This is a genomic window from Cellvibrio sp. UBA7671 (assembly GCA_002483145.1).
Classification (GTDB): domain Bacteria; phylum Pseudomonadota; class Gammaproteobacteria; order Pseudomonadales; family Cellvibrionaceae; genus Cellvibrio; species Cellvibrio fibrivorans.
In genome coordinates, this window is sequence record DLHJ01000014.1 from 165,552 (window position 1) to 190,500 (window position 24,949).

Here is a 24,949-nt window from a genome sequence, read left to right on the forward strand (position 1 = left end):
AGGGACGTCTCGTGATTACTTATTTGTATTGGATTGCCGTTGTCAGCGTTGCCATTTTTGTGTTTTGGGGAGTAGGCCGCTACCTGAAGTGGAAAGCTGGTTTAATTGGCGGTTTGGCGATATTAATCATCGGTTGGGGGATGTACTTCTTTCATTACGAACAGCATTTCGTCAAAAACTTTGGCGGTGTTATGTCGATTGACGTCCCCAAAGGCCAAATGCATATGCAAGCCACCTGGAAAGACGACAATCTCTGGGTCGAAAATTATGACCCGGAAACCAACAGCTGTATTTTCAGCGAATATTCAAAAGGCAGTTTGTTAGAGGGTAGGGTAACGATTAAGAACTGTAATCCGCTTATGCCAAAAACCGAGTAGTTAGTTGAATATCATTACGTAAATGCCACAAAAGGGACCAATGGTCCCTTTTGTGTTTCTGGAATACCCAACACATAGCTCCAAGGATTTGAACGCAGCAAGCAATTAGATTTTTTTTGGCTAAAGGGAATTTTTTCGTTGTTGCTGCCTGTTTAAGAGCTAGGCTTCAGGTAAGCGGAGTGAAAAACTCTAGCGTTCGAGAGAGGCCGGACTATGAAAATCACTCATAGAGCACATGTTGTCTTGACGCTGCTTGTAACGTTTATGACGGGTAGTGTTATATCGGTCAATGCGACCGAAATTATTAAAGAAAAAACCTGCGATGCGATCCAAAATGCTATTAACCAGTTGCCGCCAGAGGGTGGTGAGCTTGCCCTTTTACCCGGCACTTATACCTGCACCCATCCCGTCGTTATCGACAAAAATAATGTCACGTTAAAAGGAACAGGGCCAGCAACACTTCTTCGCCTTGCAGATAATGCCAATGCGCCGGTCATTATTATGGGGCTCGCTGAAAATGTTCCCAGCCGCTCCACTCGCCATGTGCGCGTTGTTGATTTAATGATAGATGGCAATCGAGCCAACCAATCTTCTGAGTGTATGGGGGGGCCTTGCAGTGATGCGTTTCCATTGCGCAATAACGGTATCAGTATTCGTCGCTGTGTTGATTGTACGGTGCAATCGGTCACTGTCTACGGCGCTATGTCGGGTGGTTTAGTGACAGAGTTGGGGTGCCGCCGTTTAACAATTCGTGACTACACCTCTTACGATAACGAGTTTGATGGTCTGGCGGGTTATGAAACGGAAGACAGCACCTTTTCCGGTATTCATCTGTATGGCAACAAAGCGGCAGGTATCTCAACCGATATCAAGTTTAATAATAATAAATTCTACGATATCACTATCTCCGATAATAAAACGGTGGGTATCTTCATGCGTGATTCGCTGGATAATTCATTCACTAATTTACATATCCGCGATAGCGTCCAGCACGGTATTTTTCTTGCGCAAGTCAATACTGACCCAAGTACGGCAGCAACTGGCAATACGTTTACGGGTGTAGTGATTTCCCGCTCTGGAGGCATGGGGATTTTGGCGAATGATGCATCCTGCATCAATAACATGATGGTTGGTGCGCAATTCATTAATAACAAGCATGGGTGTATTAGTGAGGCTGCATCGGGGTTGGTAGAAAATGTAGGGGCAATTTGCCGCTGAAAGAGTTGGTGTGGCAGGTTTGCTAACAGAGCTATTGCAGATGTGTGTGTACCAGGATGTATCGTTTAGGTAGCTCGCGATCCTATTTGATCGCGAGCTTTTTTATGACGGTTAATTTTCTACGCTGGGTAAAAATCGATAACCTACACCAGGTTCAGTTTCTATGTAGCGCGGATTGGATGGGTCATCGCCCAATTTGGTACGCAAGCGTGCGATAAAAATGCGTAGGTAATGCGTATCTTCCACATGGGTACCACCCCAGATTTCACGCAATAACTGTTGCTGGGTAACCAACCGGCCAGCGTTATTGATCAGGCGTTTTAATAATTCAAATTCTTTGCGCGACAGCTTGGCTACTTCACCATCCACACTGAGCTTCCGCTCTTGCAGATCAATGAGCACCCGCTCATCCTGAAATTTTTGTACGCTTTCCACGCTTGGGCCAAATGCTTTTATTAAGCCGCGAATGCGCGCCAATAACTCCTGTATACCAAAAGGTTTGACTACATAATCGTTGGCGCCCACATCCAGTGCCTGCACAATTTCTGACTCACGGTTGCGTACAGACAGGACGATAATAGGTTGGTGGAAAAAATCGCGCAGTTTTTTTAGCACTACCTGGCCATCGAGGTCAGGCAAGCCCATATCCAGAATGATGAGATCGGGTGTTTCCTCTGCTGCCAATACCAAACCTTGCCTGCCGGTATCGGCTTCCAGAATGACATAGCCTTGGGCAGTCAGGCCTATTTGTAAAAAACGACGAATCTGGGGTTCGTCGTCAATAATTAAAATTCTGCTCATAAGGACTCCATTTTTTAGGGAGTATAAACAGATGGAGTGTGCCCCTGCGTCATATCCCTGTTAAATCTTTATTCTGCTGATGTAGGGAGTTCATGCTGTTCTTGTTGGTTATTAATGGGCAGCTCTATACGCACACAGCAGCCAGGATAATCTTTATCACCTATGCGCCTGGGGTTAGCGTGAATGCTTACATTACCACCATGCGCCATAATCATACCCTGGCAGATGGTTAGACCAAGGCCGCTTCCCGATCTGCGCCTATCGCCTTTTTCAGCTGTATGGAAGCGTTCAAACACTTTTTCCCGCTCATCTTCAGGAATGCCGGTGCCCTGATCGCAAATCGCGATGATTATTTTATCCTCCTCTTTGGTGCATTCAATATCGATACTGGCATTGGTTGGCGAGAACTTGATTGCATTGTCGATCACGTTAAATATCGCCTGCTCCAATAAGGCCGCGTGTACGTACAGTAAGGGCAGGTTGGGGTTGATGTCCTCCTTCAAAAAATTATGAATCAACAGCGGCCTTAAACGCTTTTTCACCACGCTCATAATTTCTTCTACGCTGACCCAGTTGCACTCCAATTGCAGTTTGCCAAATCCAAGCCTGGTCATGTCCAACAAATTTTGTGTGTAACGGTTAAGACGTTCCGCTTCTTCCAGTACGGTATTTAACAACTCCCGGGTCTGTTGTTTATCCAGATGCTCACCAAACTCAATCACCGTTGAAGTGGCGCCGATCATTGTTGTAAGCGGCGTACGGAAATCGTGCGAAACTGAAGAGAGCAGGGCAGAGCGAAGCAATTCATTTTCTTTGGCAATTTTTTCTTTTTCCAAATCTGCGGCCAAACGGGTTCGTTCAAGTGAAATATTAACCTGGTGCAATAACAGCAGAAAAATATCTTTAGGTAAGTGTTGAATGTTAGCAGTCGCGATGCGCAACAAACCTATTACCTGTTTTGAACTATAAAGAAAGTAGACGTCATGTTCTTGCTCAAGTTGCGGAATTTTTGCAATCACTTCTGGCGTTAAACGCAACTCAAGCAATTCTTCCAAATAAGTTTTGCGTAGATTTGTTAAACGCCGAATCATCGGGTGCGTCGCCCAATTATCGCCATGGGTGATGAGTACACAATTTTCGTACCAGGGTTTTAGTGCATCACGTAGTGCGGCAACGACATCTTCAGTATCAATCGCTTTCGGTAGGCGTTCCAGTAGTTCCAGTTCAATATCGGTCATGAATTCGCGCATGCGAATTTTTTGTATGTTGTGTTTATGTTTGGTTGCCATGTAACCAACCAGTACAGACGTGAGCAAGAATAACAATATTGTCAGCAAGTCTTCGTCCTGATGGATCATGATTGATCCATAGGGTTCGGCAAAAAAGAAACTGAAAGCAAAAAAACTGGAGAGCGCGTTAATGATGGCAAGCTCGACAGTGACGTTAATGGCGATAAACACCACCATCACGATGTAAAGCAAGGGCACATTGGCTTTGGGTAGATAATCGGTGATTAAAAATGCTATAGGCGTGAGCAACCATGGAAATAAAATTCCAATGGGATACGCAAATTTGCGGAGAATTTTTTCAGCATTCATCATGCGCGCCAAAATGCAGGAGTGAAGAGCACCAGGATAGTTAAAAACTCCAGACGACCAAGCAACATACCTACAGAAAGCGCCCATTTAGCGGTATCGCTTAAACTGGAAAAATTTCCGGCAGGGCCGATGATTGGGCCCAACCCGGGACCTACGTTCATTAGTGCGGTAGCCGAGCCAGTGACACTGGTGACTAAATCCAATCCAGTTAGAGCAAGAATAACTGCGATAACAACCAAACAAGCCGTCATTAAAAACATGTAGGAAATTGATGAGGCGATTATTTCCGAGCTGATGAGGCGATTATTGTAGCGGCGGCTGATAATGGCGCGAGGATGAATTGCTGTCATGATTTGCTCTTTCACCAGCCCACCAAAGATTTGCAAACGAAACACCTTTATGCCACCAGTTGTGGAGCCAGAGCAGCCGCCGACAAAGGTAACAAAGAAAAATACAATTAACGATAGTGCTCCCCAGAGTTGGTAGTCACCTGATGCAAAACCCGTGGTTGTAATAACTGAAACGAGATTAAAGCAAGCCATGGTTAGGGCTCTAAAGGGATCCATTTGATTAGTAAGGATGAGTTGTGCAGTTAATATTAAGGTGGTCACTGCCACAATCCAAAGTAGACCGCGTACTTGGGTATCCTTAAATATAATAAATTTTTTGTTTACCAATAAACGCACAAATAAAACAAAAGGAAATGCGCCCGCCAACATAAATATGATAGCAATCCAATGTATTAACAAGCTGTCAAATTGGGCAAATGAACTATCAGAGGTAGAAAAACCACCAGTAGATACAGTGGCCATCGCATGGTTAACTGCGTTAAAAAAATCCATCCCCGCTAACCAAAATGCCAAGCAGCAAATCAAAGAGAGTGCTAGGTAGCAATAAATAATCATCGCCATCAAACTTTGTGCACGCGGCATAGCCTTATCTGACCAGTCTGATGATTCCGTCTTAAAGAGACGCATTCCACCCACGCGCAAAAATGGCAGGATCGCAATCGCCATTCCGATAATCCCCACCCCGCCAATCCAATTGAGCATGGAGCGCCAGAGCAAAATATCTTTAGGTAAGGAGTCCAATCCGGCCATCACTGATGAGCCTGTTGAGGTAACTCCTGATACCGCTTCAAACACGGCATCGGCGAGAGTAAGGGGGTGGTCGATAAGGATGAAAGGTAATGCGCTGAATAGTGATACACCGGTCCAAGCGCTGGTGGTGATCAGAAATACCTGCCGTGGCTGCATAAAATCCAAGCGGGATTTTTTGCCGATCAACAAAAACCCAATACCGACCAAGCTGGTAATAGCCGCGGAGGAAAAAAAAGCTATTTGATTATCGCTGTTGTAAGCGATGGACAGCGCCAAAGGCACCAACATAAACAAAGCAAGGATGTTCAGGATTGCGCCCAAAATCAGCAGCGTAGGCCCTAATAGTTTCATAGTACTCAACTTATGGGAGATGCGTCGGAATTGGCCGCATTCTAAACGCTACGCTGGCGGGAGCCTATGGGGGGGCGATATATATTTCGTAAAACCCTTGCGCCCGGATGGGCGTTTCCCACATCAACTCAATAAGGTTGGGTTATTTCGGCATAAATAAGGGTTACATAGAGATTCACAATGTGCGGCGATTGCTGCATAAAGACAGTCAAGTCAGTCTCTATACCCAAGCTGCTCATCTGCGCCCTGCGCTCACTCATATAACGTACCGCTGCACGTTCAAGCACTTCACGAAAAACCAGAGGTTTTTGAAAGCGCATTTGTGGATTATTAATACAAAACTGAGTATAGGCATAGAGTGCCTCTACCACTGCACTTTTGTAATACGCCGGGTAGAGTTGATGGGTAAGCTGATCAATTAGATGGGCAAAACTTTCTTCCCCAGGGGTCATTGATTGGCGAATGGTTTTGCAATCCAAATGAAAACTTCCGCCACTGGCGTTACTAAATACCAGCGATTGGGAAAACATCAAGCTGTGCCAAATATCTTTGAGGAAGTTTGCATCAAAATGGGTGATTAACCCACGTGCGGTGCGCCATTCCAACCAGTCGGTATCCATTGCATCGGAAAGTACCGGATTTTCATCTTCAATATTTTCATTGTGATGGATTTTATAGGGAGTGATATGGTTAATGCCCTGGGAGAATACTTTCTTGCGCGAGGTAAGGATTGAACGGATTTTTTTGTACAACTTGGCCGGCGATTGTAAGCCAAGCCATTCAAGCATACTGACATCTTCAGCATCGCCTTTATCCATAGCGCATAACAACATAAAGTTACGCAATTGCACAGAGTGTAATCCGTCGAACAGTTTTGGTTCAGAGCGAATTAAAGAGCCAATCGCTGAAATTAATTCCTGTACCAAGGTGCGCTCAAGCAAATCGGGAAATAACTGCCGTACACTTTCAAAATAAGTGGCATTTGAAAACGACTGATCCACTTTGATTTCAGTATGGTTATTATCGCCAACAGTAATCGTTAAGTTGCGTGCAGCTAGCAATGTCAAGCTGTCAGACAAATCTGTGAGCGTGTAATTTAATTGGGAAAAACAAAAGCGCGATAACAGCCAGTAGTTCACTTTTTGTGAACGGAAGAAAAAGTCGCGGATCAGATCTTTGACTGTGATGGTTGCACCATCAACGCCAATGATATCGGTTAATTTGCGATTTTTAACGTAAAGCGAAAACTTGCGGTATGTAATGATATCGCTCTCGGTATAGAAATGTTCCAGCATAGCTGCTGCAACAGGTTCCAATTGCGCCGGCTGAAGTGCATCGTCACCTGAGGTTGCAGCCAGTATTTGGTTGTTCATTGATGGAATGTGGAAATAGGGGATTGATAAGCTATTCACCCTCGATGCGCGATAAGCAAGGTTTGCCGAGGCATAACCTACATATTCATGCTCGCTACGCAATTGATAATCGCGTAGCGTTGCAAATAAGAGCTCCGCATTAGGTACCTTATATAATCGATGATCCATCATTAATGTAAATACTGCCACCTCTGAACTGAGCCAGTTTTTATAAATAAACTCAATTTCCTGCGTCAGATTTTCTATCACCCATTGTGCGTCATAGCGGCGATAATCTTCGCGCTCACTTTGTAGCCATGACAAACTCAAATAGACTTTGTTGTTGATTTCATATGTCTGCGATGTAGCCAAGCTTTGTACGCGTCGACGTGGTCGCCCCGACAAGCCGAGAGATTTATTTTCACCTACATGTGCATATGCCTCCATCAGACTGGATGCAGATACTACGCCCATGGGTTTAATATCCTGCAAACTTTCAGCAATCACACCGTGTTTAGCAAGATGTTGTTTAATTGTGTCATTTTCTGCCAGTACCACGAGTGCAATATTGGATTTGATAAAGCGGGTAGAGCGACGCCGCATTTTTAATGGATCAAGGTCATCTGTACTAACCAAGCCTTCATCTAACATTAAACCGGTTAAATATAAACTTTGCGCCCAAACCAAAGGAACGTTTTCGTTAGGTATGCGTGTTTGCGAGCGAGGATTTTTCTTTTCCGCTTCAACATTTTCTAATGGCAAATAATAAAGCTCTGGCAATAAGCCAATGCCATCCACACTTACCATTAATGATTCAAGTTTTTTCCGATAATGTTTTGCAGTAGCTTCACTGCCATCAAACAATGCCGTGATATATAAATAGGTGAAGAAAAGAGGCCATTCTGATTCGACGTTCGCAAAATTACCCAGCTCATCGTGTTCGTAATAAATACGCGAGCTTTCTTCAAGGACGGTCTGGTGTCCGTCCCATAAAAAACGTTTGCAACCGTAATTGCCGCCGAGTTTCGTCAATACTGAATCGCGCGTTTGTGTTGCCAGGGTTTCTTTACCCACCGCAAAAGCGGGAAAACCAATAATGCTGAGCAATGCGCTGTCTGTTTCTTTGGAAAGTGACTCGCGCGGTAGCAGTGAGGCGAGGGTGGTTCTTGCTAAAGAAATTGCATCGGCAATTACATGGATTACCGCCCTTTTATCACCGTGTTTACCAAATAGATTAAAGCCATCCAAGGCTTGCAATGCAGCCTTAGCCATACCAACTGAGCTCGCATTGATTTCAGTCTTACCATTGTTAACTTTATTTCCGCGCTCCCAAATCCCGTAATCCGGCGTGCGGTAAGCGCTGGCAATGTAATACACAAGATTTTGGACGAAATCGACTTCATCGTGCGTGCAAACAATACGCAAGCCAGATGCGCTCATTTGCGCCAGCATCAGGAGGAAAACTGAGGTTGCATCAATCTGGAGGTGACCCCAGGCATCGTCTGCTACCACGGGTAACCCGGTCGCCGTATCGTATTTGGCGTGAAGCGCATCGCCGTTTTCCAGGGAATGCTTAAACTTCTCAACTTTTTGCGCCTGCCGCATCATTGATTGCAGCAAACCGCGCATCAGCTTGATAGTGGATTGTTGTAGCTGGTCGCTCTTGTGATCTTCACCTTGGTGCTTGAAGGCCATGCCCAAAGTCCACACACAGACGATGGAATAAACGTTATCGCGCACCCATGCATCGGTGTAATCACCGTGATTATTAATCGCTGTACTTGCAGGCAGCAGTCCGGTAACCGGGTGCTGTTTACTGAGAATGACTGTTTCGACTTCAGCGTATAGACGCTCTAACAGTTGTTTATGCTTCATAGAGCAATTGCCATCGGATGGAGTAGTACAATGCCTTGCTTGAAAAACAAGGAAGAAAGTGAGTTGGGGGGTAAGTTATTGATATTCATAGAATACGCAATTTAACATAATATACATTATGCGCAATTGCATAAAAATCCAGCCCAACTCATTTACTCCTCGAAATTCAATCAACACGCTAAAAGATGCTTTTTGTCACAACGACATCAAGCACTTGCAACCATATCAAACAATTCACTTTCCTGTGGAGTTTCTGGTGATGCGCGCAGCATTTCCGCCAACTGATTGCCGGCATCTTCACCCAGTGCATCCAGTTCGACACCAAAGCCGTGGTCGGTGGTGTGCATAACAATTGAGTCAAACCTGTAACGCTGCAATTTCTGTGCACTTCGATACACCAGTACTTCTATACCTAATTGTTGCAACGGCTTTACATCTGCCAAATCTGATTCGATATATAAACCGTAGCGAGTGCCGTTTTTGATGCGACCTATGGCTACCGGAATGTCGTATCGGTAAATCAGGATTTTAATGTCGGCTGTATAGCGCGCGCTGCATCTATGTTCCATAGCGGTTCCTACGTAAAGTTGAGTGATTAATGTTCTATAGCCTTCGGCTTACAGCGCAGCTAGCTCAAACGGTTATAGGTTGTTAATAACTGCCGAATACGTTCAGCAAGTGTGGGGTCAACTTGATCCCACGAAAACGTCCACACCCAATTTTTATCCGTTGTACCGGGCATATTCATCCTGTGCCCTCCATCCAGCTCCAAAAAGTCCTGCATGGGAATAATGGCCATGCGCCCTACCGATGCCAGCGCTGCTTCAATTAACAACCAGGGCATTTCATCTGCGGAATTAAAACAGTATTGCTTTACTTGTTGGCGATTCGCATCTGATAAAGTGGCGAACCAACCAACTGTCGTATCGTTATCATGAGTTCCTGTGTAAATCACATCATTGCGTGTATGGTTGTGCGGCAAATGTGGATTACTCGTGTTGCCGTCGAACGCGAACTGAAGCACCAACATGCCCGGTAATTCAAATTGATTGCGTAGCGCTTCAACCTCATCGGTAATCACACCAAGATTTTCTGCCACCAAAGGTAGGCCTGGATAAGCTTCAAAACACGCCTGCAAAAAAGCCTCGCCCGGCGCTTTAACCCATTTACCTAAACGTGCATCGTGACTTTTGCCTGGGATCTCCCAATAGGCTTCAAACCCACGGAAGTGATCAATACGGATCAGGTCAAACAACTGTAGTTGCGTTCGCAAGCGTGCTAACCACCACTGGAATCCATCTGCCGCCATGACTTCCCACGCATAATGCGGATTCCCCCAATGCTGCCCAGTCTCAGAAAAATAATCGGGTGGAACACCAGCAACCGTGAGCGGATTACCTTCTTCATCCAATTGAAAATAATGTTGCTGCGCCCAGACATCAGCGCTGTCGTGGCCAACGAATATTGGCATGTCACCGAACAAACTAACTCCTTTTTCATTTGCATATTGTTTTAGTGCTTGCCACTGGCTAAAAAAAGCAAACTGCTCAAATAATACGGTATCAATGGCAGCTTTAAGTTGAGTGCGAATTTTTTCCAGTGCTTTACTGTTACGTTTGCGCAAATCCCACGGCCATGTATTCCACGATGAGCCATTAAATTCTGTCCGCAATGCACTGAACAGCGCAAAATCATCTAACCAGTAATTCTGTTGTGAGCAAAAATTCTGAAATAATTGTCGTGTGCTTGCCCCTGCCTCGCTCTCTATATATTTGTGAAAAGAAATTGCGCCCTGTTGACGTGCATGGGACAGCGATTTTTCACCAACTGATTGCATATCCCCTGCCGTAATCCAGCCTTTTTCGAACAGTGAATCTAGACTAATTAAGTCTGGATTACCCGCATGCGCTGAAATAGATTGATATGGCGACATATCCGCTTGAGTTGGGCCGGTAGGTAGCATTTGCCAAATGGTCAGGCCTGCTTGGGCAACAAGATCTATAAAATAATAGGCGTCTTTTCCTAAAGTGCCGAATGCTTTTTTATTATTTTCACCCCAACAAGTTTCTGAGCAAGGTAAAGAGGTTGGATGCAACAAAACACCAGCAGTGCGTCGTTGAAAAAGTGGTGATTTGTCTGCCATCAATGCCCTTCCCTTTAAATAAATTACAAAAAACAACTACGATCTTTTTACAGTACTACAGGGATTGTTAATTTGCATGGCCTTGGCGCATCACACCACCGGTAGCTGGATCACCGCCCCCAACGCTAATAACTTGATGTAAATAAGCGGGCGCTGGTTGTTCGATAAGCGAATACAAATTCATTAAGTGGCGGCGAAAGAGGTATTCAAAATCGCTGACACTTTGTGATGGGTTGTAATCACCAAACCACCAGAACCAATCGGATCCTTCACAAAGGGCGAGCTGCTTTTCAATTTGTGCTAATTGTGCAGGGGAAAAACTGCGTTTGCTGAGTGCGTGATCCACTTGCTGCTTGGCATCGCAAAGCATGTCCCAGCCGCGATTTTTATCTTTGTCGCCGATCCAGGTGGAGAAAGTCCCATAAACCCAGCTGCCGGCAACAAGGTGGGGCATAGCAACAGGAACAGGTTGCTGCTGATCAAGCACCTCACTGTAAGTTGCAAGTTCAAGTTGTGGATGTGTTGTTAACCGTTCATAGAGTGTATGTAAAAAATGGTAGGCATTTTCAGGGAAATATTCCCATGCATTTTCGCCGTCCATGATCACTGAAATAACCGTATTTTTTGTATCGTTACTAGCGTTGGCTATATGCACCATGTGATTAAGTAGATCGCCAACAGCGTCATCCGAATGCCAGGTGGCGTATTTAAATCCAATCAAGTCGGACAAGCCGTCATCGCGAAAAAAGGTATTGATTTTGATATTAGCAAATTCATATGCGCGATGCAGCGATTGGTTGTCGCTGCGGATTTGTTCGGCAACACTTCTATTTTCGAGTGCACGCAGGCTGTTGTGCAGCACAGAGTCGCCCGTTGCAGCCCAATCAAATTTTGCCTCATGCAATAATTTTAATGTTTCATCGCTCAATGAACCTTCAGAAGCCCAGCATCCGCGTGGGCGCTTGCCAAAATACTGCTCGAACGTTTTAAAGCCCTCATGCAGATGCCATTTGGCACGATTGCGCCCATCTGGATAAAACAATGCATTAGGTAAATTGACATCCGGCATTGCCTCTTTCGCACTATTTAAATCGATCAATAAAGGAATAATAGGATGTGCATAAGGGCTCATGCACAATTCGATTTGACCGGACTCGGCAAGTTTGCGATAGCGCGGGCCAATCGATGCAATCAACTCACCGATGATGCCCAATAATTCGCGGCGATCCTCCAGAGAATAATTACGCTCTTTTTGTTGCAAGCGTTGGATGCGCTCATCTGACCGGCGCGGAATTTCAGCCAGCCAACTGATGTGATACCAAACCCCCAAATCTATTAAAAACTGTTCATTCAGATAACGGCTGATAAAGGGTTTCTCATCAAATGTGCCAACCACATTAGCGAGTTCATGATAGGCAGGAAAGCGTTCAATCATCCGCTCACGATTTGCGCGTAAATATTTTTTAGCGAGATCGGTAAATGCCATAGTGCCTGGTGCAGGTAATACTGGCTCGACCAATGAAGCAAGTACTGCGTCTTTGATTTTTTTACTCTGGTCTTTTAAATGCGCAGCAATTTGCTGCGCATAGTCATCTAACTGCTCCAACAATATAGGCGCAAAGTTCACCACAGCTTTAGCAGCCGGCTGCGCTTCTATGTGCGCAGCCATATCCACATAATCTTTAATGGCGTGAAGATAAGTCCAGGGAAAATAATATTCACCTGTCATAATGTCGCGATAATCGGGCTGATGCATGTGCCAGAGAAAAACGACCTTCGTTTTGCCATTATTAGCCATTGATTTCATCCTGTCCTAGCATGTCGGGTGTCACCAGCACTACACCTTTGGGAGAAATATGGAAGCGTTTTCTGTCAGCTTCTTCATCGTAACCAATAATAGTGCCTTCGGGAATTTTGCAGCGGCGATCAATCAGCGCTTTGCGGATTTTACAGCGGCGTCCTACTTCCACACTGGGAAATAAAACCGAGTCTTCAATCTCGCAATAGGAGTGAACACGAACGCGCGGGAATAACAACGAATGTTTTATTGCCGAGCCGGAAATAATACAACCACCGGCAATTAATGAATCAACGGCATAGCCACGACGGCCTTCGTCATTAAATACAAATTTTGCTGGTGCCACTTGCTCTTGATAAGTCCAAATTGGCCACGCGGCGTCGTATAAATCCAATTCAGGGGTGATGCCGGTTAATTCAAGGTTAGCTTCCCAGAGTGAATCAACCGTTCCTACATCACGCCAGTAAGCATCTCCACCGGAGACTGGATCGCGAAATGGAAATGCTGTGACGCGATGAGATTTAATCATAGACGGAATAATATCTTTACCAAAATCGTGTGAGGAGTTTGGATTGTCGCGATCTTTTAGCAGTTCGCGGAACAATACTTTGGTGCTGAAAACATAAATGCCCATTGAAGCCAACGCTTTATCGGGCTTGCCGGGCATAGATTCGGGATGCGCCGGTTTCTCAGTAAATTTTACAATGCGATAGTCTTTGTCCATATCCATCACACCAAAAGCATGTGCAATTTCCAGCGGAACTTCAATACAACCAACAGTAATGTCAGCACCGCGCTCCACGTGCGCCGCAATCATGGTACCGTAATCCATTTTATATACGTGGTCGCCCGCGAGGATTAATACATACTCAGGGTTGTGGCGACGAATGATATCGATATTTTGTAAAACCGCATCGGCAGTGCCGGCATACCAGGATTCGCTCAAGCGCTGTTGCGCGGGTAATAATTCAACGAACTCACCGAGTTCCCCTCCTAGGAACCCCCAACCGCGTTGTACGTGACGATCCAATGAATGCGATTTGTATTGGGTCAACACGCTGATGCGGCGAATGCCGGAGTTGACGCAATTGGAGAGAGGGAAATCGATAATGCGGAATTTGCCACCGAAATGTACTGCAGGTTTTGCGCGCCAATCTGTTAGTTGATGTAACCGAGAACCTCGTCCACCTGCAAGAATTACCGCCAATGTTTCTCGCGTAAGACGACTAACAAAACGACCCGATGTTGGTGTACTCATTACTACTTATTCCTTATGGCTATTGTGTCTGAACGATGAATTTTGTGTGACGGTTATGCGTAGAGTAAGAGCAATATCAATGCCAATAAATTGATCTGGCGCAAACTCAAGTGAAACACAAAATTTTTTATGGTGCATTTAAAAACACCCACTTGCTCGCTTTAAATGCAAAACTAAGTGTAGCTTCAAGTTTGGCACCGAATCTGCAAATGTCTTTCACGGATGTTATTTTTTGCAAAAAAATGGTGCAACAAAAGAAAGCGATAATGGCTAAGCTAGTAGAGCTTGGCCGTATGACAATTTTATGTAGCCCGAAATGGGGCATAATCTGCAATATGCAAAATCAAGTGCCAAAATAATCACTTAGGAATCGATTCAATGTTGAATGTGAAGCAGGACAAACCCTTATCCCACGAGATGTTGCGTATAGTTACCGCTACTCACCACGACCCTTTTGAGGTGCTTGGACGCCATCCGTTAGGTGCCACCTCAACGGCAGCAGCAGACACCTTTGTGCGCGTTTACTTACCTGGCGCCCGTACCGCTACATTAGTGATTAACGAGCAACATCACGCCCTGAAACGCATTGAAGGCACTGATTTTTTTGAGTGGTACGGTTTGGCAAAAATATTACCGGAGCATTATTTGGTGCAGTGGTACGACCGCCACAATACCATGCACACTGAATTTGACCCCTACTCCTTTGCACCACAATTGGGCGATATTGACATGCACCTCTTTGCGGAGGGGCAACATTGGAACATCTATCAACACTTGGGTGCGCACCCGCGCACAGTTGATGGCATCGAAGGTGTGCTGTTTGCCACTTGGGCGCCCAATGCCGAGCGTATCAGTGTCGTTGGTGACTTTAATGACTGGGATGGCCGCCATCACCCCTTGCGAGTACGCGGCGGCAGCGGCCTGTGGGAGGTGTTTATCCCCGGAATTAAGGCAGGGGCTTTATACAAGTTTGAAATTCGCAATCGTGCGACCGGTGCCGTTTTTCTTAAGTCCGACCCTTATGGACAGGCATTTGAATTGCGCCCCTTGACCGGCTCAATAGTTAAAGCCCCCTCCGATTATGAATGGCAGGACGGAGACTGGCTGAACAAACGTGCCCACTGGGATTGGCAATCATCGCCTCTCTCGGTTTACGAGATGCACCTCGGCTCATGGCGCCGTGGCTGGGTGGGTGAGTTTATGAATTATCGCGAACTCGCCCATCAAGTTGTCGATTATATAAAGCCGCTGGGATTTACCCATATCGAAATTATGCCTGTTAGTGAGCATCCGCTAGATGACTCATGGGGTTACCAAACTACTGGCTACTACGCGCCGACGAGTCGCTTCGGTACACCGGATGATTTTCGCTACTTTGTCGATTATCTCCATCGCCACAATATCGGGATCATCCTCGATTGGGTGCCCGCGCACTTCCCGAAAGATGCGCATGCCCTCGCCCGTTTTGACGGTTCAGCGCTTTATGAGCACGAAGATCCACGCTTGGGTGAGCATCGCGATTGGGGTACCTTGATATATAACTATGGCCGCAATGAGGTGCGAAACTTCTTATTGGCCAACGCCCTCTTCTGGTTAAAGGAGTACCACCTTGATGGTTTGCGAGTTGATGCTGTCGCTTCCATGTTGCATTTGGATTATTCGCGCGAGCCGGGCGAATGGATACCAAATATCCATGGGGGGAATGAAAATCTTGAGGCTATGTCGTTTTTGCAAAAGCTGAATGAAGTTTGCCATGGGCAACACCCTGGCGCGTTGGTGATTGCAGAGGAATCTACTGCCTGGCCGCAAGTCACTCGCCCCACCTGGGTGGGTGGCTTGGGCTTTTCAATGAAATGGAATATGGGTTGGATGCATGACACCCTGGATTACATCAGTAAAGATCCTATCCATCGCCAGTATCATCACAATCAATTAACTTTCGGCATGATGTACGCTTTTACCGAAAATTTTATGCTGCCTTTTTCGCATGATGAAGTGGTGCACGGCAAAGGTAGTATGATCAATAAAATGCCCGGCGATGACTGGCAAAAGTTTGCTAATCTGCGTTTACTTTACACCTACTTGTTCACTTATCCGGGAACTAAATTATTATTTATGGGGAGCGAATTTGCGCAGTGGAGTGAGTGGGCGCAAAGTCGCACACTCGACTGGGATTTACTCGACTACGCACCGCACCAGGGTATGCACACATTGGTGAAAGATTTAAACCACTGCTACACAAGTATGCCTTCACTTTATCAGCGCAATTTCCGCGGCGATGGTTTCGAGTGGATTGACTGTCATGACAGCACTCAATCTATCGTGAGTTATATTCGCAAGAGTGATCACGACTTCAGTATAGTGATTTTAAATTTCACCCCTGTGACACGTACCAATTACCGTATCGGCGTTCCGGTCGCTGGTGCATATCATGAAATTTTAAATTCCGATTCAAGTTTTTATGGCGGTAGCAATTGGGGTAATTCCAATCCAATCTATTCCCAACCCGTACCCTGGATGAATCATCAACAGTCATTGGAAGTAAACCTTCCACCTTTGGGTGCACTTATTTTAAAACTGGCTTAATTGTTACGAAGAAGGATCACTCATGCAGAAAATTTTATTTGCAACCAGTGAGGTTTATCCACTGATCAAAACTGGTGGGCTTGCGGATGTAGCAGCAAGCCTTCCACGTGCGCTGCTAAAACTGGGGCAAGATGTAAAAATATTGCTACCCGCCTATGCGAGTGTGCTGGAGAAAGCCAAAAACGTCGGCATCAAAGAGATTGCACAATTAGAGATTGAAGGCTATTCAGTATCATTAAGACAAACTCGCTTACCCGGCACAAAAGTGATTGTTTTGTTAGTGGATATTCCAGAGTTTTTTGAACGCGAAGGAAATCCCTACTGCGGCCCTGATGGCAATGACTGGTTTGATAACCACAAACGCTTTTATGTATTTGCCAGAGTTGCTGAACTCATTGCTTTGGATCAGGTGGGATTGAATTGGCAACCGACAATTGTGCACTGCAACGATTGGCAAACAGGTTTGATCCCGGCATTGCTTTCCCTCCACCCCAATCATCCGGCCTCTGTGTTTACCATCCACAACCTGGCTTATCGTGGTCTATTTTCCTATCAAGCGTTTGCCGAATTAAATTTGCCTGCAGTATTTTGGCATCATGAGCGATTGGAATTTTATGGTCAAATGTCCTTTATAAAAGGCGGATTGGCTTTTGCGGATTTCATCACCACAGTCAGCCCTAGTTACGCGAAGGAAATTCAACGCCCGGAGTTTGGCAATGGCTTGGATGGACTAATACGCTATCGCAGCGATGCGGTTGCCGGAATTTTAAATGGTATAGATACCGATGAGTGGAATCCGGGAACTGACCCTCATTTAACCTGCAACTACAATCGTCGCACCCTTGGCAACAAAACCAAAAACAAATTGGCATTGCAAGAAGAGCTTGGCCTTACTGTGAGTTCTGACATCCCTTTACTCGGATTTGTTGGCCGACTAGTTGACCAAAAAGGCGTGGATTTAATTCTGGAACAAATGAACCAGTTGTTAACCCTGGATTGCCAACTAGTGATTTTAGGCAACGGATTCCCCCATTATGAAAAAGCGTTAAAAAATATTGCCGAACAATACCCACAAAAAGTTGCTGTCACTCTTGGCTATAACGAAACCTTTGCTCATCGTATTGAAGCGAGCAGTGATATTTTTCTGATGCCATCCATCTTTGAGCCTTGCGGCTTAAATCAATTATACAGTTTGCGTTACGGCACGCTGCCCGTTGTGCACGCCGTTGGTGGGCTACGTGATACCGTTTTTGAACAGACGTTGGAAAGTGAGTCAGGCGAGGCCAATGGTTTTGTGTTTCACGGTGCCACTGCAGGAGAGCTACTTGCTGCGATTCAACGAGCTATTTCGCTCTTCAAGCAAAAAGATCGCTGGAAGCAGCTGCAACTGAATGCAATGAGTAAAGACTTTTCATGGGACGCTAGCGCCAAAGAATATTTGGCGATTTATGATCAGATTGTTTCAGCCTGAATCCAGGAAAAAAATGGGCATTGCTGCCCATTTTTACATCTGCATTTACAGGGTAGGAATTGCCGCGAGCAGTTGCCGTGTGTATTCCTGCTGTGGTGCGGAAAATAACTGCTCCGTTATCCCCTCTTCAATTAACATCCCTTTCTGCATAACTACCACGCGATCACATAGATAACGCACCACAGACATGTCGTGAGAGATAAACAGCATCGTCAAATTGTGTTTTTGTGTTAACTCCAATAACAATGCCAATATTTGCGCACGGATGGTTACATCTAGCGCGGATACTGGTTCGTCAGCAACTATCAGTTTTGGTTTCAATGCAATCGCACGTGCGATAGCGATACGCTGACGCTGACCACCTGAAAACTCATGGGGATATTTGCGGATAAAACGCCGATCCAAACCGACATCATCCATTAGCTCATTGACTTGATCCAGCACAGTAGACTTGGTGGCAAGGCCATGCACCAGGAGCGGTTCAGCCAGCGTGTCAAATACCGTCATGCGTGGGTTTAATGAAGCATAAGGATCTTGAAAAATCATCTGTATATCGCGACGCATTTCTGTGAGGTTTGCGGGGGACAAACCTAATAATTCTTTACCGTTAAAAATCACTTCGCCCGACTGCGCATTCACCAAACGAATGATACTTCTACCCAGCGTAGACTTTCCCGAGCCTGATTCACCAACCAGCCCAAGTATTTCACCACGATAAATATTAATGCTTACATCATCAACACCACGTGCAAACTGCTTAATACGATTAAACAGAGAGCCTGCGTGCGACGCGTAACCCACCTGAAGGTTTTTTACATCCAGTAACGGTGCCTCATCCATTTTGGCTGCACTGGCAACGGGTTTTGCTGTGGCTAGTACAGCGCTGAGCAGTTTTTTTGTGTATTCCTGAGTTGGATTTTTAAATATTGCTTCGGTTGTGCCCTGCTCTACCAATCGCCCCTTTTCCATTACCAACACATCGTCTGCCATTTGCACTGCCACACCTAAATCGTGGGTAATAAAAATTACAGCGAGCTTATGGCTTTTTTGAAGACCTTTAATAAGTGCGAGAATTTGTGCCTGGACAGTTACGTCCAATGCAGTCGTTGGCTCATCTGCAATCAGTATTTCAGGCTCTCCAAGGAGCGCCATAGCGATCATAACGCGCTGCCGCATGCCACCCGAAAATTGATGCGGATATTCATCAATACGTTTAGTTGCATTCTGGATGCCAACTTCAACCAGTGCAGCGATTGATTTTTCCCGCGCCTCTTTTTTACTCATTTTTTTGTGTTGCAACAAGACTTCGATAAGTTGATCTGCAACGCGCATATAGGGATTTAAACACGTCATCGGGTCTTGGAAAATCATGGCGATTTTATGCCCGCGCACATGGCGCAATTCGGATTCAGGCATTTGCAATAAATCTTTGCCATGAAATAGTGCGCGGCCTGATTCAATTTTCCCCGGGGGTGACGGAATTAATCCCATCAACGCATAGCATGCGACCGACTTGCCTGAACCTGACTCACCTACAATGCCCAATACTTTTCCCGCTTCAAGTGAAAAACTTAAGTTTTCCACCGCTACTGTTTGGCCATTACGGGTATTAAACAATACCCGCAAATTTTCAACATTGAGTAATTTTTCGCTGGTCATGAGTTAATCCTTGGATGCTCGTGGGTCAAGTGCATCGCGCAAGCCATCGCCGAGAAAATTGAGTGAAAACAAGGTGATTGTTAGAACCAGACCTGGGAAAATCAGCAGCCAGGGATATTCTTCCATGGTCTCGACCCCACCAGAAATTAACGAGCCCCAGGAACTTGCAGGCGGTTGAATACCCAAACCTAAAAAGCTTAAAAAAGATTCCAATAAAATAACACTGGGAATAGTGAGAGTTGTGTAAACAATTACGGGACCGAGCACATTAGGGATTAAATGCCGCGAAATAATTCGCCACGGCGATAACCCCATAGAAATCGCTGCCTCGACAAACTCTTGCCGCTTAATAGTTAATACTTGCCCACGAACAATCCGTGCCATAGTCAACCACTCAACTGCACCGATTGCCAAGAACAGTAGCAACATACTGCTGCCAAAAATAACAGTAAGCAAAATAATAAAAATCGTGAACGGCAATGCATAAAGTGCATCGACGATCCGCATCATCACCGCATCAACACGCCCCCCAAGAAAACCAGCTATCGCGCCCCAAAGTACGCCTATTGTTAATGCTACAGCAGTAGCAATAAATCCAACCATCAACGAAATACGGCTACCGTACATAATGCGCGTCAACTGATCGCGCCCCAAGGTGTCGGTACCCAACCAATGTTGGGCAGAGGGAGGGGACGCAGCTAATGCCAGATCTTGTTCGTCATAACTGTAGGGGGCAATCCAGGGGGTCATGATTGCAATCGCAATCAGCAGCAATAAAAAATATAAACTAGCCATCGCCATTTTATTTTTGCGCAAGCGCGCGGCTGCATCCTGGCTTAGTGAGCGGCCTTTTTCCAGCGCGGAAATATCCAAGGTTTTTATAAACTCTGTCACGCCTTAACCTCTCTCTTCCAGTTCTTGCCGCAGCTTCGGATTCAACCAAACCTGAACTATGTCGGCGAGCAAATTAAACAAAATGATCAGGAAGGCAAAGAAAATAGTACAGCCTAGAATCATTGTGTAATCACGGTTAAATGCCGCTATAACATAATATCGGCCAAGTCCTGGAACCTGAAAAATTGATTCAACGACAAATGAACCTGCTAGTAGACCCGCAACAGCAGGGCCAAGGAAAGAAATTACTGGTGTGATGCCACCACGCAATGCATGCACCAAGACAATACGAATGGTTGAAAGGCCCTTTGCCCTCGCTGTGCGGATATAATCCTGAGAAAGAATTTCCAGCATTCCGCCGCGACAAATACGTGCGATATACGCCGCATAAACAGAGCCAAGCGTAATTGACGGCAATATTTTATCACCGGGAATTTGCCCCCAACCCGCTACAGGTAACCAGCCAAGCCAAATACCGAATACCAATAACAGAATGGGCCCAAGGACAAATGTCGGCATACAAATTCCGATCATTGCAGTAGACATAGGTACATAGTCAAGCAAGGTATTTTGTTTGATCGCTGCCAGCATTCCAGTAGGCAATCCCACAAGCAGCGCAAATAAAATGGCATAGAACGAGAGTTCTAACGTGGGGAGTAACCCGGCTGCAATCAGTTCAGTTACCGAATGGCTGGCAAATTTGAACGAGGGTCCAAAATCGCCCTGAATAATACTGCTCATGTAATCCATATATTGCTTCCAGAGCGGATCATCCAGATGGTAACGTTTATTGAGCTGCGTCAGCACTTCCGGAGGTATCGCGCGGTCTTTATCAAAAGGCCCCCCGGGTGCTGCGCGCACCATAAAAAATGTTACTGTCGCGACCAGCAACAATACGGGAATAGCTTGTAAAACACGTTTGAGGATAAACAGAAACATAGATTACTCTGGTTGGGGTGTACTGGATTCAAGATACAGTTTTTTGTAGGAGTAATAATCCAGAATATTTTGATGATAGCCTTTTAGTTGTGTGGAGATAAGATTGTTGGTGGTGTAGTTGTAAAGTGGAATTAAAGGTGCCTCCTCCAGCAACAAGGCTTCAGCTTGTTGAAAAACTTCATATCGCTCTTGTTTGTCCGCAATGGTCGCTGCTTTTTTTATGAGCTCATCATACTTTTTATTTTTCCAACCCGTTTTATTGTCACCACTATCGCTAGTAAAAATTTCTAAAAATGTGTTGGGATCTACATAATCGCCGACCCAAGCCATACGGGCTACGTTGTGATGCAAATTTTTAATTTCATGCAGATATACCTTCCACTCCTGATTCCTAAGCTTGATGTTAATATTCAGGTGATTTTTCCACATTTGTTGTATTGCCTCGGCAATTTTTCGGTGGTCTTCGGAGCTGTTGTAGGTCAACTCAACACTGGGGAAATTTTTACCATCGGGATAGCCTGCTTCCGCAAGTAATTGCCGTGCTTTTTCTACATTGAATACAATCTGGCTCCTTGATGTGTAGCCTAATGTATCGGGTGGCGTTAGTGCGCCGGTTGCGCTTTGTACACCGTTAGTCACACTATCCACCAATGTTTTCCTATCTATAGCAAAAGCCAGGGCTTGACGTATACGCACATCATCAAAAGGTGGTTTTGTTACATTGAAACCATAAAAGTAGGTCGCCAAATAGGGATAATGATTGTATTCGGGGTCCTTGTTCGCACGGTAGACCGGAATTTTTGCGTAAGGCATCCATTCAGTCCGATGTAAATGACGCGCTTTAAACATTCGCTCTTCAACCAATAACTGGTCTATAGGCATGAAATGAATTTCATTAAGGCGAACATTTTCGCTATCCCAATAGTAAGGGTTTTTCTTAACAACCAAGGAACGGCCAGGAATCCAATCTTTTAAAGTGAAGGCACCATTGCCGACGAAATTTCCCGGCTTTGACCAAGGGTTTGTTGGGTCATCAAGTTCGCCAAATTGTTTCATACTGGCAGTATGCAGTGGAAATAACGCTAGATAATCGAGCAACTGTAGGAAATAAGGTGTGGGGTTTTCCAGTTCTATTTTTAAATACCGATCGTCCAGTGCTTTAAAACCAACGAGGGAGAGGTCGGTAATTTCTTTACGGTAGTATTTTTCAGCATTTTTGAAGACAAATAGCGACGTAACCGTCTCGTTACCCAGTGCAGGCATCAATCCGCGCAACCATCCATTCACAAAATCATGGGCAGTTACAGGATCGCCATTAGACCATCGTGCAGTTTCCCTGATATGAAATACGTAGGTCATGTGATCCGCTGAAACTTCCCAGCGATCTGAAACAGCAGGCACAACTTCAAGAGTGCGTGGGTCTTTGCCGACCAACCCCTCGAACAGCGCCGCAATAATGCGTCCTTCTGGCATACCATTGGTTCCGTGAGGGTCTACACCCGTGACATCCGTACCATTCCCAAAATACAGTATTTGCTGCTCAGTCCCCACATCCACCAAGGTTTTGCGCTCGCAGGCCCACAGCCCTAACATCAGTATTGCCAACACCAAAGTTCTTGTTGCCATAGTTATGGTCATTAATTTTCTCTCCGCCAGCATGAGGTCTATCAGTGCCTTTTTCCGAATGGTAGTACACTTTAAATACCAAACATAGCTATATAAAAATCATTATTAACAATAACTTAGGCTTTTTTTAGCGGTTTACTTGCATGTTGAGGCAGGCCCTTGGGTAATAACTGCCTCACATCGCAACATGTTTCCCTACAAATTTATAGATTGCTGCTAAGCTTCAGTTAAATGCACCTCGGACTGACCATAACAAGATCTGAACTATGCGAGATTATTTGCTCACCGAAGATCAGCGCGATTGCCTTCAGGAAATCACCAATGTTGCCATGGGGCAAGCCGGCTCCCATCTGGCTCGCCTGCTAGACGTTTTTGTGGTGTTATCCATCCCACACGTTAGTGTCCTCAACCCTACCGATATTGCCATGGCGTTACAGTCGCTCAACCGGGAAAGTCGCAATGACATAGTGCACGGTGTGTGCCAAGGTTTCATAGGAGGTGGCATTGCCGGTGAGGCCATGCTGATATTTCACGAAACTGACTTTGATGATCTTGCCAAGCTGCTGAAATATGATCGCGTTACAGATGAGCAGGCGCAGTATGAGCTACTAATGGACACCGCCAATGTATTAAATGGTGCATGCTTGCGAGGATTGGCGGAGCAGTTGGATACTCACTTTAGTTTTGGCCCACCTATGTTGTTGGGACAGCACTGCAATATTACTGACTTGCTACAAAACAATAATATGAAGTGGAAGCAGGCGTTAGTCGTTGAGATCAACTACTCTATTGAGAACCATAAAATTAATTGTGATTTATTATTGGTTGTAGCAGAACACTCTATTTTCGGTCTGACTGAAAAACTTAACTACCTACTCGATTAGGTTGAACCATAACGATGGCAATTAGCGAAGATCTCAGTAAAATTTTCAAGGATGTCCACTGGCAAATGGATATCCTCCAAAATATTGATGTTGGCCTTGTAGTAATGAGCCCGGACTACACGATTGAAGTCTGGAATAGTTTTATGCAAAACCACAGTGGCAAGGCGCCGGAAGATGTACTTAATAGAAGTATATTTACCGTTTTCCCTGAACTGTCGGAACAATGGTTTAGGCATAAATCACAGTCTGTTTTTGTTTTACAAAACACCGCGTTTACTACTTGGGAGCAACGCCCCTATTTATTTCGCTTCCCTCATTATCGCCCTATCACTGGCACTGCTGAATACATGTACCAAAACAGTACCATCATCCCCTTGGTTGATACCAAAGGCGAGGTGGGTCACATCTGTTTGGTAATTTATGATGTTACAGATTCGGCAGTTAATAAAATTGCGCAGCAACAAGCCAACAAACAATTGCAAAACCTAAGCCGCACCGATCACTTGACCGGACTTTTTAATCGCGGTTACTGGGAGCTTCGTCTAATACAGGAATTTAAACGCTATGATCGCTATGAGCAGGCATCCAGCCTGATTATGCTCGACATAGATCACTTCAAGAAGATTAATGATAAATATGGCCATACTATAGGCGATGAAGCAATCAGAGGGGTAAGTCGCGCAATTAAAGAACAGGTACGGGATTTGGACATTGCCGGCCGTTACGGTGGCGAAGAGTTCGGGATTGTCCTTACCAATACCAATGGTGATGGTGCCTGTGTCTTTGCTGAGCGGCTGCGCTCCGCTATTGAGCAGCTAACAATCTACACTGAGGGTCACGAAATAAAATTCACTGTCAGTTTGGGCGTGGCAGAGTTAACCGATAAAATTCACGATCACCGCAACTGGATTGAAAAGGCAGATCAAGCGCTTTACAAGTCTAAAGAGGGTGGCAGAAATCGCTGTACTATGCTTTCGTAGCCCCCTGACTGATGAAATAAAAAAGGCTCCCGCAGGAGC

The 24,949-nt window shown here is 45.3% G+C and carries 19 protein-coding genes; 7 read left to right on the forward strand and 12 right to left on the reverse strand.

Annotated elements, in window-relative coordinates:
- The first annotated feature begins 11 nt into the window (after positions 1-11).
- Together B4E62_RS12480 and B4E62_RS12485 are read left to right on the forward strand one after the other, a co-directional pair.
- Entirely contained in the window at positions 12-377 is a 366-nt protein-coding gene (locus B4E62_RS12480; RefSeq protein ID WP_310070974.1) for a hypothetical protein, read from the forward strand.
- A gap of 213 nt (positions 378-590) precedes the next feature.
- Entirely contained in the window at positions 591-1,595 is a 1,005-nt protein-coding gene (locus tag B4E62_RS12485; RefSeq protein ID WP_331352287.1) for a right-handed parallel beta-helix repeat-containing protein, read from the forward strand.
- 111 nt (positions 1,596-1,706) lie between these two features.
- Here the strand turns inward: B4E62_RS12485 and B4E62_RS12490 are convergent, their stop codons facing one another.
- The 8 genes from B4E62_RS12490 to glgC all read right to left on the reverse strand — a co-directional run bounded on the left by B4E62_RS12490 (position 1,707) and on the right by glgC (position 13,871).
- Positions 1,707-2,396 carry a response regulator gene (locus B4E62_RS12490; RefSeq protein WP_310070969.1) on the reverse strand — a complete coding sequence of 230 codons (690 nt, stop codon included), beginning with the start codon at positions 2,394-2,396 and terminating at the stop codon, positions 1,707-1,709.
- A 68-nt stretch (positions 2,397-2,464) separates the two neighbouring features.
- On the reverse strand, positions 2,465-3,997 hold the full coding sequence (locus B4E62_RS12495) for a sensor histidine kinase (RefSeq protein WP_331352288.1): 1,533 nt from the start codon (positions 3,995-3,997) through the stop codon (positions 2,465-2,467).
- Positions 3,994-5,445 carry a TrkH family potassium uptake protein gene (locus tag B4E62_RS12500; protein WP_310070964.1) on the reverse strand — a complete coding sequence of 484 codons (1,452 nt, stop codon included), beginning with the start codon at positions 5,443-5,445 and terminating at the stop codon, positions 3,994-3,996. Before B4E62_RS12500 ends, B4E62_RS12495 begins: the two co-directional genes overlap by 4 nt.
- Positions 5,446-5,573: 128 nt before the next feature.
- Complete coding sequence (locus B4E62_RS12505; protein ID WP_331352289.1) at positions 5,574-8,672, reverse strand: glycoside hydrolase family 15 protein; 3,099 nt, start codon at positions 8,670-8,672, stop codon at positions 5,574-5,576.
- 206 nt (positions 8,673-8,878) lie between these two features.
- The gene (locus tag B4E62_RS12510) at positions 8,879-9,241 is read right to left on the reverse strand and encodes a hypothetical protein (protein WP_310070959.1); all 363 of its coding nucleotides are present in this window, start codon (positions 9,239-9,241) and stop codon (positions 8,879-8,881) included.
- A 59-nt stretch (positions 9,242-9,300) separates the two neighbouring features.
- Positions 9,301-10,815: a 4-alpha-glucanotransferase gene (malQ, locus tag B4E62_RS12515; RefSeq protein WP_310070957.1), complete on the reverse strand. Its 1,515-nt coding sequence runs from the start codon at positions 10,813-10,815 to the stop codon at positions 9,301-9,303.
- Between the two features lie 67 nt (positions 10,816-10,882).
- Positions 10,883-12,613, reverse strand: coding sequence for a glycoside hydrolase family 57 protein (locus B4E62_RS12520; RefSeq protein WP_310070952.1), 1,731 nt, complete (start codon positions 12,611-12,613; stop codon positions 10,883-10,885).
- On the reverse strand, positions 12,606-13,871 hold the full coding sequence (gene glgC / locus B4E62_RS12525) for a glucose-1-phosphate adenylyltransferase (protein WP_331352290.1): 1,266 nt from the start codon (positions 13,869-13,871) through the stop codon (positions 12,606-12,608). Before glgC ends, B4E62_RS12520 begins: the two co-directional genes overlap by 8 nt.
- A 110-nt stretch (positions 13,872-13,981) precedes the next feature.
- On the opposite strand from glgC, the gene B4E62_RS12530 reads away from it, so the two are divergent.
- The 3 genes from B4E62_RS12530 to glgA are packed head-to-tail and all read left to right on the forward strand — an operon-like array spanning position 13,982 to position 17,928.
- Entirely contained in the window at positions 13,982-14,230 is a 249-nt protein-coding gene (locus B4E62_RS12530; protein ID WP_331352291.1) for a hypothetical protein, read from the forward strand.
- A 19-nt stretch (positions 14,231-14,249) separates the two neighbouring features.
- Positions 14,250-16,457, forward strand: a complete 2,208-nt coding sequence (gene glgB, locus B4E62_RS12535) for a 1,4-alpha-glucan branching protein GlgB (protein ID WP_331352292.1) — start codon at positions 14,250-14,252, stop codon at positions 16,455-16,457.
- Between the two features lie 22 nt (positions 16,458-16,479).
- Positions 16,480-17,928, forward strand: a complete 1,449-nt coding sequence (gene glgA, locus B4E62_RS12540) for a glycogen synthase GlgA (protein ID WP_331352293.1) — start codon at positions 16,480-16,482, stop codon at positions 17,926-17,928.
- 45 nt (positions 17,929-17,973) lie between these two features.
- Here the strand turns inward: glgA and B4E62_RS12545 are convergent, their stop codons facing one another.
- From B4E62_RS12545 to B4E62_RS12560, 4 genes are read right to left on the reverse strand one after another with little or no spacing between them, the layout of a single operon-like run.
- A complete protein-coding gene (locus B4E62_RS12545; RefSeq protein WP_310070940.1) occupies positions 17,974-19,587 on the reverse strand; it encodes an ABC transporter ATP-binding protein in 1,614 nt (537 codons plus the stop codon).
- A gap of 3 nt (positions 19,588-19,590) precedes the next feature.
- Positions 19,591-20,481 (reverse strand): ABC transporter permease, encoded by an 891-nt coding sequence (locus B4E62_RS12550; RefSeq protein WP_374725259.1) that lies wholly within the window; start codon positions 20,479-20,481, stop codon positions 19,591-19,593.
- 3 nt (positions 20,482-20,484) lie between these two features.
- Entirely contained in the window at positions 20,485-21,420 is a 936-nt protein-coding gene (locus B4E62_RS12555; protein ID WP_331352294.1) for an ABC transporter permease, read from the reverse strand.
- A 3-nt stretch (positions 21,421-21,423) separates the two neighbouring features.
- The gene (locus B4E62_RS12560; protein ID WP_331352295.1) at positions 21,424-22,971 is read right to left on the reverse strand and encodes a peptide ABC transporter substrate-binding protein; all 1,548 of its coding nucleotides are present in this window, start codon (positions 22,969-22,971) and stop codon (positions 21,424-21,426) included.
- Between the two features lie 341 nt (positions 22,972-23,312).
- On the opposite strand from B4E62_RS12560, the gene B4E62_RS12565 reads away from it, so the two are divergent.
- Together B4E62_RS12565 and B4E62_RS12570 are read left to right on the forward strand one after the other, a co-directional pair.
- Positions 23,313-23,930, forward strand: a complete 618-nt coding sequence (locus B4E62_RS12565) for a histidine kinase (protein ID WP_310070931.1) — start codon at positions 23,313-23,315, stop codon at positions 23,928-23,930.
- A 65-nt stretch (positions 23,931-23,995) separates the two neighbouring features.
- Entirely contained in the window at positions 23,996-24,910 is a 915-nt protein-coding gene (locus B4E62_RS12570) for a diguanylate cyclase (RefSeq protein ID WP_310070929.1), read from the forward strand.
- The last annotated feature ends 39 nt before the right edge of the window (positions 24,911-24,949 follow it).

Coding starts and splice junctions, on each gene's coding strand:
- glgC (WP_331352290.1), bottom strand. CDS start 13,871: ATGAGTACACCAACATCGGGTCGTTTTGTTAGTCGTCTTACGCGAGAA.
- B4E62_RS12555 (WP_331352294.1), bottom strand. CDS start 21,420: ATGTTTCTGTTTATCCTCAAACGTGTTTTACAAGCTATTCCCGTATTG.
- B4E62_RS12520 (WP_310070952.1), bottom strand. CDS start 12,613: ATGGCTAATAATGGCAAAACGAAGGTCGTTTTTCTCTGGCACATGCAT.
- glgA (WP_331352293.1), top strand. CDS start 16,480: ATGCAGAAAATTTTATTTGCAACCAGTGAGGTTTATCCACTGATCAAA.
- B4E62_RS12545 (WP_310070940.1), bottom strand. CDS start 19,587: ATGACCAGCGAAAAATTACTCAATGTTGAAAATTTGCGGGTATTGTTT.
- B4E62_RS12510 (WP_310070959.1), bottom strand. CDS start 9,241: ATGGAACATAGATGCAGCGCGCGCTATACAGCCGACATTAAAATCCTG.
- B4E62_RS12500 (WP_310070964.1), bottom strand. CDS start 5,445: ATGAAACTATTAGGGCCTACGCTGCTGATTTTGGGCGCAATCCTGAAC.
- B4E62_RS12495 (WP_331352288.1), bottom strand. CDS start 3,997: ATGATGAATGCTGAAAAAATTCTCCGCAAATTTGCGTATCCCATTGGA.
- B4E62_RS12490 (WP_310070969.1), bottom strand. CDS start 2,396: ATGAGCAGAATTTTAATTATTGACGACGAACCCCAGATTCGTCGTTTT.
- B4E62_RS12565 (WP_310070931.1), top strand. CDS start 23,313: ATGCGAGATTATTTGCTCACCGAAGATCAGCGCGATTGCCTTCAGGAA.
- glgB (WP_331352292.1), top strand. CDS start 14,250: ATGTTGAATGTGAAGCAGGACAAACCCTTATCCCACGAGATGTTGCGT.
- B4E62_RS12485 (WP_331352287.1), top strand. CDS start 591: ATGAAAATCACTCATAGAGCACATGTTGTCTTGACGCTGCTTGTAACG.
- B4E62_RS12570 (WP_310070929.1), top strand. CDS start 23,996: ATGGATATCCTCCAAAATATTGATGTTGGCCTTGTAGTAATGAGCCCG.
- malQ (WP_310070957.1), bottom strand. CDS start 10,815: ATGGCAGACAAATCACCACTTTTTCAACGACGCACTGCTGGTGTTTTG.
- B4E62_RS12505 (WP_331352289.1), bottom strand. CDS start 8,672: ATGAAGCATAAACAACTGTTAGAGCGTCTATACGCTGAAGTCGAAACA.